The sequence below is a fragment of the Sedimenticola hydrogenitrophicus genome (assembly GCF_029017505.1).
Classification (GTDB): Bacteria; Pseudomonadota; Gammaproteobacteria; order Chromatiales; family Chromatiaceae; genus Sedimenticola; species Sedimenticola hydrogenitrophicus_A.
Genome location: NZ_JAQGEI010000064.1, coordinates 1 through 10647 on the forward strand (window position 1 = coordinate 1; position 10647 = coordinate 10647).

At 48.1% G+C, this 10647-nt stretch carries 11 protein-coding genes; 7 read left to right on the plus strand and 4 right to left on the minus strand.

Annotated features, from left to right (window positions below):
• Positions 1-214: 214 nt before the first annotated feature.
• From gspF to O9K64_RS22855, 4 genes are all read right to left on the minus strand, one after another.
• Positions 215-1426 carry a type II secretion system inner membrane protein GspF gene (gene gspF, locus O9K64_RS22840; protein ID WP_275100434.1) on the minus strand — a complete coding sequence of 404 codons (1212 nt, stop codon included), beginning with the start codon at positions 1424-1426 and terminating at the stop codon, positions 215-217.
• A gap of 3 nt (positions 1427-1429) precedes the next feature.
• Positions 1430-2902 (minus strand): type II secretion system ATPase GspE, encoded by a 1473-nt coding sequence (gene gspE, locus O9K64_RS22845; RefSeq protein WP_275100435.1) that lies wholly within the window; start codon positions 2900-2902, stop codon positions 1430-1432.
• Positions 2903-2937: 35 nt separating this feature from the next.
• Complete coding sequence (gspD, locus tag O9K64_RS22850; RefSeq protein ID WP_275100436.1) at positions 2938-4974, minus strand: type II secretion system secretin GspD; 2037 nt, start codon at positions 4972-4974, stop codon at positions 2938-2940.
• Between the two features lie 71 nt (positions 4975-5045).
• Entirely contained in the window at positions 5046-5615 is a 570-nt protein-coding gene (locus tag O9K64_RS22855; protein ID WP_275100437.1) for a type II secretion system protein N, read from the minus strand.
• A gap of 324 nt (positions 5616-5939) precedes the next feature.
• Here O9K64_RS22855 and gspG point away from each other — a divergent pair, with 324 nt between their 5' ends.
• Genes gspG through gspM form a run of 7 tightly spaced genes read left to right on the plus strand, consistent with a single transcriptional unit; the run spans position 5940 to position 10591 of the window.
• Positions 5940-6398, plus strand: a complete 459-nt coding sequence (gene gspG, locus O9K64_RS22860; RefSeq protein WP_275100438.1) for a type II secretion system major pseudopilin GspG — start codon at positions 5940-5942, stop codon at positions 6396-6398.
• Positions 6395-6952, plus strand: a complete 558-nt coding sequence (gspH, locus tag O9K64_RS22865) for a type II secretion system minor pseudopilin GspH (RefSeq protein ID WP_275100439.1) — start codon at positions 6395-6397, stop codon at positions 6950-6952. Before gspG ends, gspH begins: the two co-directional genes overlap by 4 nt.
• An 8-nt stretch (positions 6953-6960) precedes the next feature.
• Positions 6961-7326 (plus strand): type II secretion system minor pseudopilin GspI, encoded by a 366-nt coding sequence (gene gspI / locus O9K64_RS22870; RefSeq protein ID WP_275100445.1) that lies wholly within the window; start codon positions 6961-6963, stop codon positions 7324-7326.
• The gene (gspJ, locus tag O9K64_RS22875) at positions 7323-7937 is read left to right on the plus strand and encodes a type II secretion system minor pseudopilin GspJ (RefSeq protein WP_275100441.1); all 615 of its coding nucleotides are present in this window, start codon (positions 7323-7325) and stop codon (positions 7935-7937) included. The genes gspI and gspJ overlap by 4 nt, the downstream gene beginning before the upstream one ends.
• The gene (gspK, locus tag O9K64_RS22880; RefSeq protein ID WP_275100442.1) at positions 7934-8875 is read left to right on the plus strand and encodes a type II secretion system minor pseudopilin GspK; all 942 of its coding nucleotides are present in this window, start codon (positions 7934-7936) and stop codon (positions 8873-8875) included. Before gspJ ends, gspK begins: the two co-directional genes overlap by 4 nt.
• Entirely contained in the window at positions 8868-10115 is a 1248-nt protein-coding gene (gspL, locus tag O9K64_RS22885) for a type II secretion system protein GspL (protein ID WP_275100443.1), read from the plus strand. The genes gspK and gspL overlap by 8 nt, the downstream gene beginning before the upstream one ends.
• The gene (gene gspM / locus O9K64_RS22890) at positions 10112-10591 is read left to right on the plus strand and encodes a type II secretion system protein GspM (RefSeq protein ID WP_275100444.1); all 480 of its coding nucleotides are present in this window, start codon (positions 10112-10114) and stop codon (positions 10589-10591) included. Before gspL ends, gspM begins: the two co-directional genes overlap by 4 nt.
• Positions 10592-10647: the final 56 nt, after the last annotated feature.

The following is a 10647-nucleotide window of genomic DNA, read 5'->3' on the forward strand; positions in this document are numbered from 1 at the left end:
TACACCATCCTTGCCGGTGAGGTCCTTGCCTTCACGCAGGGCTTTGATGGCGGCTTCCATATTAAAGTTGGGTTTTTGTGTTGTCATCAGTCATTCCTTTTTGCACTATGGTAAAGAAATGACACAGAATTATGAACACTACCTCCAGCGCGGGAATAACCGACAGGTCTGTTTTGCCGATAGCGCTGATTTCCTCGTGACGAATAGCCGTCCCTCAATTGACCAGCTGATTAATCTCAAATATCGGCATCAGTATTGCCATTACAATGGTCAGCACGACCCCGCCCATTACCAGAATCAGTACCGGTTCGAATATTCCTAGCGTCATTTCGGTAAATGATTGGATCTCGCGTTCCTGATTTAGCGCTGCACTTTCGAGCATTTCTGCAAGTTGGCCACTGCTTTCACCGCTTGCTATCAAATGGACAGTAATGGGGGGAAAGAGTCTGCTCTGAGCGAGGGCCTTACTGAGCATCCCCCCTTCACGTACTTTGATCGCGGCTGATTTGATGGCACCACTAATGGCCAGATTTGGGGTGACTTGCCCTGCGATACGTAAAGCCTCCAACAGTTCTACACCGCTGCCGGTCAATATAGCAAGCGTACGGGTAAAGCTGGCGGTGTTGGTGCCACGGGAAAATTTACCAATAAGTGGCAGTTTAAGCAGAATACGATGTAATTTTAACTGGAGGCTTTTTATTTTTAGTAGTTGCTTCAGTAAAACCCAAAGTAGAGCAATAGTTATGAGAAGGTGAATACCATAGGCCTTCAGTAATTCACTTAATGTGATCAACCCTTGAGTCAGTGCCGGTAACTGCTGATCCAGGTCATTGAAGACTCCAACGATTTCAGGCACGACAAAGGTCAATAATCCAAGCACGACAAGAAATGATATCCCAGTTAGAAGAACGGGGTAGATCATTGCAAGTTGGAGCTTTTGGCGAGTCTGCTCGCGGTTTTCCAAATACACTGCAAGGCGTTCAAGAATATCATCCAGTTGCCCAGAAGATTCACCCGCCTCTACAGTGGCGCGATAGAGGGAAGGAAATGCGTTCGGGAACATATCAATGGCGTGGGAAAGGCTTTGCCCTTCTAAAACCTTCGTGCGAAGGCTGGTGATTAATCTACGTGCTCGACTATTTTCTGTTTGTTCGGCAACCACCAGCAAGGCCTCTTCGAGTGGTTGTCCAGAACGCACCAGGACGGCAAGCTGTCGGGTCAACAGGGAGAGGTTTTTGATGCTTATTCGGCTGCTGTCGGTTTTATCCCCCTGGCGCGCACCATTTTTTTTCACCAATTCAACAGACAGGGGGGCTAGTCCTTGTTCGCGCAGGGTCTGTCTGACCCGGCGAGGTGTATCACCCTCGACAAATCCCTTTATTTTTTTCCCTTTTTCAGTCAGGGCTTGGTATTCATATGCCGCCATGGGTTACTCTTCATGCGTGACACGAAGGATTTCATCAAGACTTGTTTTGCCTTGAAGCACTAGACTGCGTGCATTCTCCCTAATGCCTTTAGAGTGGATTCTGGCCGCTTTCTCCAGCGCATGTTCCCCAGCACCCTTATGGATCATATTACGCAGTTCATCATTCAGGCTGAAAACCTCGAAAATACCTACCCGGCCCTTGAATCCGAGATGATTGCAATTCGGACAGCCTTCCGCACGGTAGAGTGTCAAAGGAGAGGCGGTCTCGGGTACCATGAGCAATTTGCGTTCAGTCTCTTCAGCCGTATAAGCGGATTTGCAAGAATCGCAGAGTTTTCGAACGAGCCGCTGTGCGATAGAACCAATAAGGCTCGACGAGAGAAGAAATGGCTCGATACCCATGTCCCGTAAACGGGTGATAGCACCAATTGCTGTATTGGTATGAAGTGTGGAAAGTACCAGGTGGCCGGTTAAACTGGCCTGTACTGCAATCTCGGCGGTTTCCAAGTCACGAATTTCGCCTACCATGACAACGTCCGGGTCCTGCCTAAGAATCGCGCGTAATCCCCTGGCAAAGCTCATATCAACCTTGGTGTTGACCTGAGTCTGACCAATACCATCGAGATAGTACTCGATCGGGTCTTCTACCGTAAGGATATTTCGGCTTCGCTCGTTGAGCTTGGAAAGCATTGCATAGAGGGAAGTGGTTTTTCCTGAACCGGTAGGTCCGGTAACCAAAATAATGCCATGGGGTCGGCGGATTAGCTGCTTTACCGTTTCATACTCGGTACCTTCCATGCCCAAATACGGAAGATCGAGTTTACCCGCCTGTTTATCCAATAGCCTAAGCACCACCCTTTCTCCGTGACTGGCCGGCAGGGTGGATACCCTGACGTCGACAGCACGTCCTCCTATGCGAAGAGAGATTCGGCCATCTTGTGGAAGCCTTTTCTCTGCAATATCGAGCCGCGCCATTACCTTGATTCTCGAAATCAGAAGGGGTGCCAACGCACGTTGCGGATGCAAAATATCACGTAGCACCCCATCAACCCGCAATCGAATGGCCAATTTGTCTTCATAGGGTTCGATATGGACGTCAGAGGCGTTCTCCTTGATCGCTTCAGCCAATAATGCATTGATCAATCGGATAATCGGCGCCTCATCGGCACTCTCCAGCAGGTCTTCCGGCTCCGGCAGTGTCAGGGCGATGTCGGTGAGATCGAGATCATCCCCCAAAGTCTCTACCATCTGTTGGGCTTGGCCGGATCCATGTTCATAAATGGTTTGTAGTAGTCGCTCAAATGCCGCTTGGTCAACAGTGTCAAATCTCAGCGGAACAGAAAGATAGCGTTGTACTTCCAGAATGGCCTGGGCGGTTGTGTTGCTTACTATAGTAATCGTCGCCTCTGATTCATTTTGAGTATTGATTAGAATCTTGTGGCGCTTGGCAAAGCCATAAGGTATGGAAGTAGACATCGTGGTCTGGTGCTCAAGCGCTCGATCCATTGCTGTTAATAGTCTAGAAAAATCTGCTGATTATCTGATCCCCGATCGACTGAAGAGGGGAAGGTGAGATGAAAATTATCAGAATCTTTCGTGCCAGGCTTCGACGCGCTTTTCTGAACATTCTCGAACTCCGGGGTAGGGGGGGCAGCATCTTCCTTTTTAATGTCGGGATTGGGGGTTATCTCAGGAAGCAAAGGCGGTTTTTCATAAGGTATCAGTTGTACCCCATCTTCCTGGTTTTGCAGTTGGTTATTTCTAATCCGCGTGTACTCTTGTTTCGCTAGATTTCGATTTGCGGATTTATCACGGAGTATCTGTGGACGTAAAAAAACCATCAGATTTTTCTTTTCATGGACGGTTCGTTTATTACTGAACAAAACCCCAAGCAATGGTAGATCACCCAATACGGGTACCTTTGACTGCGTCTCACTCAAAGTGTCGTCAATCAAACCGCCCAGCACGACTATCTCTCCGTCATCCACCAGGACCGTGGTGTTGATTGCTCGCTTGTTGGTTATCAACCCTTCGGACGAAGTCCCAGGCTCCACACTGGATACCTCCTGCTCGATCTTGAGTTTGATGGTGTTACCATCATTGATGTGTGGCGTCACATTCAGCTTGATACCCACATCGTGACGCTCAATCGTCTGGAAGGGGTTGGCACCGGCGTTGCTGTCATTGTTGGTGAATTGGCCCGTGACGAAAGGTACATTCTGGCCGACATGGATAGAGGCTTCTTCATTATCCAGGGTGACCAGCGAGGGCGTTGACAAAATGTTATTGTCACCATTTGAACTGAAAGCCTTTAACAATGCCCGGATACTTCCCCCGGAAAAGTAGCCGAAGCTGATGCCGTTGCCGATGGTGTCGGGAAAGGATCCAATGCTTGAACCTGTGGTGCCTGTCAGTGGTACACGGCTTCCTGCGAAGACGCCGTTTGATGGGATCGCGGTCTGCCACTCGATACCCAGTTCAATGGCCATATCATCTTTCAGTTCAACAATTATGGCTTCTATATGTACCTGCTCACGACGGATATCGAGTTTTTGAATTACCCCTTTAAGGGACTTCATCAGGTTAGGCTGCGCGGTGACGACGAGGGCGTTTGTTGTCTCATCAGCCTGTATGTCGAAGGGATTAATATTAGTCGTGCCACTATTTTTTCCCTGCTCGTTCTTGATCATCTTATCACCAACACCTTTGAGCACGTCTGAAAGCTCTTTGGCATTCGCGTATTGGAGATAGATAACTTCTGTATTTCCTTCGTTCTCGATCACCGAGTCTAGTTGATAAATAATCTGGCGCACACTGAGCCGCCAATTGGGATCACCGTTCAGTATCAAACTGTTGGTTCTTTCATCCGCCGTGATACTTTGGTTTTGAGCAATGCCTTTTGTTTTGGCTAAATCTTCCTGGATGAGCGGTTTGAGTGTTTGTACCATTTGGTTAGCTTGTGCATGCTTAAGTTTTATGATCTGAATGCCGAAGTTATTGGCTTGGTCTATCCGGTGAATAATAGTCACTATACGGTTTACATTTGCAGCCGTGTCGGCAATGACTAATGTATTACTACCCGGATGTGCGGCGATATGCGCATGTTGTGGCAGGAGTGGCCTTAAAATGGTAACGAGTTGTGTAGCATCTGCATGATTAACCTGAACCACACGGGTGAGTAGCTTATCGTTATCCCTATTTTCGGCATTTTCCAATACCGTAGGGATGTTGTCCTGTTTGGCCCCTGCATCGGGGACGATTTTAATGGCGTTTCCACTGGGAATAGCGGAAAAGCCATGCACTTTCAAAACGGAAAGAAAAATATCGTATATATTTTCGCGAGTGGTGGGCGTAGAGAAAACAACGGTAACTCTGCCCTTTACCCGTGGGTCAATGATGAAGTTCTTCCCTGTCATTTCCGATACGGTGGTGATAAATGCCCGAATGTCCGCATCATTGAGGTTGAGGGTCATATTGTCTTCCTCTTGTGCGAGGATGAAACTGGAGAGCAAAAGAAGCAAAATGCCGGTAAGCAATCTGAACTGCATTAATCAATCCTTTTTTTATTGTCGATCCTGATGCTCAATACCTGAGGCGCTTGGTATGGTTGCATAGGGGATCAGATTATTTTTTTATCGGTACTTACTTGCATTCGTTGCACGGGTAGATCCGATTGGACGGTTGTTTCATTCATAGGTGTCTGCATATCAGGCGACTTTCGGAGTGTGAGTGTCTCATGCCGGCCATTTCGTTGTAGAATCACATGGTCTTGTTCCAGAGCATAAAGCGTCGCATTCCCTGGGAGAGCGTCACCCAAATGGTAGGTCTTTTGTGGTTTTCCAGGTTCTGAAATAATGGCAATTCCATCCGCTGGTGGGTTGCTGTAAACAATGCCCTGAAGCTCAAGTTTTAAACGTGTTTCAGGGGCGACAATTGGAACAACCTTTTTGGCTTTAGTTTTTACTTTTGGGTTGCCGAACAAATTCCAATTTGCGAGTTCGTCATAATTGGGTGTTGGCAGTTTATCGGGCGATGCGCTGCTGTTAACTGCTGGCGTGGGTGTGGTAACGGCCCCACTTTCGGGAATGAACTGAACCGCCAATTGAAAGCAAGCAAACCCAAATGCTACCGCCGAGGCGACTGTGATCAGTCGATTGTGAGTTATATTTCCTGCTGAATATTGGGGCACTGTCTTGACGTTCCTTGATAAACAGTTGATTGGCAGACAGCGAGGCCGAGTCAAAAATGCATACGGCAATTGGCTGGCATTACACGGAATCTCACCTAACTCATCGAAATTACTGGTATATTTTATAATCCGAATCAGCTTGCGATAGCCTCAAATAACTTATATTCCTATCTACGGATCAAGCATGATAATGGTACGAAAAAAAAGCCTTTTATACCACTCTTTATGAGGTAGTATTTAAATTAGTTAGAAGATTATTTACTATTGCTTGAACAGAGTATCGGTTAGTATTCAATCTGGCAAAAGGAATCTAAGGAGTGTCTGGTGTCATTTAAGCGCAATATCGGAAGGACTCAGCTGGTCAGAAGTTCAGGGTTTACCCTGGTAGAAATTATGGTGGTGGTCGTCATCTTGAGCATTCTGGCGGCTATTGTCGTGCCAAAAATCATGAGCCGGCCAGATCAGGCGCGTACCGCGCGCGTGCAACAGGATATTCGGGCATTGGCATCTGCCCTCGATCTATACCGATTGGATAATTTCAAATACCCGACAACAGATGATGGGCTTGAAGCGCTGGTTTCCAGACCGAGCAGTCTCACCTCGGGGGCGAACTGGAAAGAGGGAGGGTATGTGAAAAAAATCCCGAAAGACCCCTGGGGTAATCCTTATCTCTATTTGCAGCCTGGAAGCCATGGGGATTTTGATCTTTATTCACTGGGTTCAGATGGCGTGACCGGTGGTGAAGGTGCAAATACGGATATTGGTAACTGGGACTTGGAGTGATTCATTCAGAAACACGGCTGGAACCGAGCCCAACATATGTCCGTGGCTTTACCTTGGTCGAACTGCTTGTTGTGATCTTCATTATTGGAATAGTGAGCAGTTACACCATATTGCGTGTAGGTGCGCGTGATGGTGAACATTCCCTGTATGAGGAGGCAGGCAGGCTCCGGCACCTGCTTTTGCTCGCCACCGAAGAGGCCTTGGTCAGCGGCAGGCCCATTGGCATTTTGCTTCAGTCAAACGGTTATCGATTCATGGTTGCAGGGCGCAACGCATGGAAACCCTTACACGAAACCACCGTACTGAGTACTCATGCTCTCCCCCAGGATTGGCAGTTGGAGCTGTATGATGATGGCCATAAAGTGATTTTGGACGACATCTCGGAAAGTACGCCAGCAAACAAAGTACAACCCCAAGTTATTTTTTTCCCGAGTGGTGAAATTAAGCCTTTTCAGATCGTGATATTTAATGAGGATAAGCAGGCTGGGTATCAAGTCAGGGCCACGTCAGACGGCGAGCTTGATCTCGCGGCGGTGGCACAGGATCTATTGTGAGCCAGCCAGTGCAGGGAGGTTTTACCCTCATGGAAGTTATGGTCGCATTAGCCATTCTCACCATTACCATGACGGTCTTGGTAAAAGGGGTCGGCGAGAATGCCTCCAACCAGACCTATCTTGAGAGTCGCACGCTGGCTCAATGGGTCGCACTGAACCAGATAGCGCAATTGCAGCTGGGCAGCAAGCCAATAACAGTGGGTCAGCTGTCAGGGGTAGATCAGATGGCGGGAAGGGACTGGCATTGGCAAGCGGTCTTGACCGCAACCGCGGATCAATATGTGCATAAAGTGGAGGTGTCGGTCACGCAGGAAAGTTCGGAGGGACGATCTGTTGTCAAGGTGGTCGGATACCTTTCGGCAGATCTCGAATGAAACGGCGTAGCACCCAAGGATTTACGTTGCTTGAACTGCTTGTCGCCATAGCAATTTTTTCTATTATGGCGACTATGGCCTATGGCGGCCTGAGTTCGCTGATGTCTGGGCGAGAGCATATCGATCAGGTGGCCAAGCGTTTGAGTGCCATACAACGCACATTCCTTTTCTTACAGCAGGATATTAGCCAGATTGTACCAAGGAGTGTACGTGATGAGTTTGGTGAGATTGAAAGCGCCGTCAACGGTGGTGGGTCGGATGACTTGGTGTTGCAGTTGACACGGGGGGGTGTGGATAGCGCCTGGAGCGGGAGACCATCATTGCGTCGAGTCACCTATCAACTCATGGCAGGCCGGCTGATCCGTTCGGTTTGGCCAACTTTGGATCGTGTACAGGGCAGCGTACCAAGTCGGCAGTTATTAGCCGATGAATTGAAGAGCATTGAACTTCGTTTTTTTTCGGGGGATGGTGAAAGCCGCGATGAATGGAATCACAACTGGCCACCGGGGAGAGAGAAGGCCGACAAACACGCCATTCCACGAGCTATCGAGGTGAAATTGTCGATAAAGGGCGTGGGAGAGATTACCCGAATATTTCTCGTGGGCTCATGAACAACTTCCCGGAAAAAAACAGAGGCATCGCTTTAATAACTGCCATTTTGGCGGTCAGTATTGCCACTGTACTGGCAGTTTCCATGGTCTCGCGTCAGCAACGGGATATCCATAAAACCGAGAACATCCTTCGGCTTGAACAAGCATGGCTCCTTGTTCATGGTATCGACGCCTGGGCGATTGGTGCGCTGGACAGGGATAAGCAGAAGAACACAACAGACAGTGCCGCAGACTATTGGAATATACCCATCAAGCAGACAGCTGTGTCTGGCGGTGAGCTGGCCGCCAACATTCATGATATGCAAGGGCGCTTTAATATCAACAATCTGAGGGGCGATCAAGGGGTTGATAAGCTCGAATTGGCAAGGTTTCAGCGTTTACTCAAGCTCCACGACCTGTCACCTGATCTCATCGATGCGGTTATAGACTGGATGGACTCTGATAGCGAAGTTCGTTATCCCAATGGCGCCGAGGATATGACTTACAATAATGCATCGCCGCCCTATCGAACGGCGAACGTTCCCATGGTTCACCCAAGTGAACTGCTCGCTGTGGATGGTATGACCCAGGATGCCTATGAATTACTGATACCCTATGTCGTGACCTTGCCAGAACGAATCGCCATCAATGTGAACACAGCTCCAGAGCACATTCTTATGATACTGGCTGACGGATTCAGTGAAGCGGATGCGCAGGCAATCATAAGTACCAGAACTGAGGCGCCCTTTGAATCTATAAAGCGCTTTCTCGAGCATCCGGCACTGGCTGGGCTGGAAATCACCGAAGAAGGGCTTACCACATCCAGTAGTTATTTCCAGGTGAATGGGGACGTGCGCCACGGACACTTAGTATTGGGGTACCAATCAGTGATTAAGCGCAGCAATACTGGACGGAGTCGAGTGATACAGCGAGTACGCAGAGGGGTATTTAATGAGTAATCGGCTGATTGTCAGGCTAAATCCCCAGGATAAAACTCAGCTCGAGTGGTTGACTCTTGAATCCGGTATTATAAAAGAGGCAGAGCCGGAACAAGGGTCATTCGAGCAGTTATCCAGTGTCGCAAAAGGCAATCGTGTGGTGTTTCTGATCGCAGGCGATCAGCTGTTATTGACTGACATAAAACTACCCGAAGGTAGCCAACGTAATCTGGCCACTGCCTTGCCCTATGCATTGGAAGATCGACTGGCGGAAGATGTCGATAAGCTGCATTTCGTGGCGGCTTCGCGGCAATCAGATGGCTTTACCCCAGTTGCCATTATTCAACGACAAAAGCTTGCCGATCTTTTAAATGAGTTTGCTGCTGCAGGAATATATCCACAATGGGTCCTGCCTGAACCATTGGCTCTACCATTGAATAGCAACTCTTGGTCTTTATCGTTTGAGGGCGAGCGCATCGTTGTTCGAACTGGCATATTCAGCGGATTTGAATGTACATCAGAGTTGCTAAGTATATTGTTGACTCACATCAGAAAGGAGCAAAATCCTGAGAAAACAACAGGCCAAGGGGGCGAATCCAGTCAGGTACTCGATATCTATGGAGTCATTTGTGATCCATCTCAGGTAGCCAGTTTGGCGACGGAAGGTTTCACTCTCAATATGTCCACTGGCTCGGGATTGCCATTATTTACAAGTATCGATTGTAAGCGACCAGGACTAAATCTGCTGCAGGGTTTTACGGACAGAGAATTGCTTGGAGGACAAAGGGAAAACTGGTGGCCCGCCAGCATATTAATGGTTATGGCGTTGATAATTCATATGGGTACAACGGGCTACCAATATTGGATGTTATACCAGAAGGAGACAGAGATGCAGGCTCAAATTATGACCCTGTTCAAAGAGGCCTTTCCCGAGGTGAAGCGTGTTGTTGACCCGTTGCAACAGGCAACACAACTCCTTGATCAACGTAAGAGTAACTATGGAAAAGGAGAGGATGACCTTCTCCACCTGCTCTATAGTGCCGGACAGGCGCTGCAGAAAAGCAGCGAGCTGGAGTTTCAGGCAATAGAATTTCGTGAAGGGGTTTTGTTGATTCGTATGCGCGGTAATAGTGTTGAATCCATAGAACAGTTTAAACAAAAGGTCGGGAGTACCGATTCCATTGCGGTAGAGATTCTTTCTACTGTCGTCCGAGGCGATAATGTTGAAGCAAAGATAAAGATAGAAAGGCTTACATCATGAGAGCATGGTTTTATTCCCTTGCTGAAAGAGAGCGATTTATTGTCAGCTTTGGCTTACTCGTTCTTCTACTGATAATCGTATATCTATTGATAATCGAACCGGCGAATCGTTCAGTAGATCAAGCATTCCATAAGGTGAACGCGATAGAGACGGATGTTGTAAGACTGCAACAGATCATCGGTAAATACAATGAACTCGACGAGTTTAAAAACACCCCAAGTCAAGAAATTGGACGCTCACTGCTGTCATTAATTGATCAGAGTAGCGAGAGTAGCGGTATCAAGACCGCCATCAAGCGTTTAATGCCAGAGGGTGACGCTAAGGTAAGGGTGCACCTTGAAAATGCGGAATTCAATCGCCTAATCAGTTGGCTGATCAGCAATTATCAACAGCAGGGAATCAGTACAGAAGCACTAAATATTCGCGTGACGGATGAGCCTGGAACGATCAGTGGCACGGTATTGCTGGTGAGATAACGCGGATTAAGGAAAGCTTCATGAGCAATAATGCCACATATATTGCGATGCGGTTA

Bases quoted from the DNA above. Each gene is read 5' to 3' on its own strand.
- gspL (WP_275100443.1), top strand. From the start codon at position 8,868: ATGAGTAATCGGCTGATTGTCAGGCTAAATCCCCAGGATAAAACTCAG.
- gspJ (WP_275100441.1), top strand. From the start codon at position 7,323: ATGAAACGGCGTAGCACCCAAGGATTTACGTTGCTTGAACTGCTTGTC.
- gspM (WP_275100444.1), top strand. From the start codon at position 10,112: ATGAGAGCATGGTTTTATTCCCTTGCTGAAAGAGAGCGATTTATTGTC.
- gspF (WP_275100434.1), bottom strand. From the start codon at position 1,426: ATGGCGGCATATGAATACCAAGCCCTGACTGAAAAAGGGAAAAAAATA.
- gspK (WP_275100442.1), top strand. From the start codon at position 7,934: ATGAACAACTTCCCGGAAAAAAACAGAGGCATCGCTTTAATAACTGCC.
- gspE (WP_275100435.1), bottom strand. From the start codon at position 2,902: ATGTCTACTTCCATACCTTATGGCTTTGCCAAGCGCCACAAGATTCTA.
- gspD (WP_275100436.1), bottom strand. From the start codon at position 4,974: ATGCAGTTCAGATTGCTTACCGGCATTTTGCTTCTTTTGCTCTCCAGT.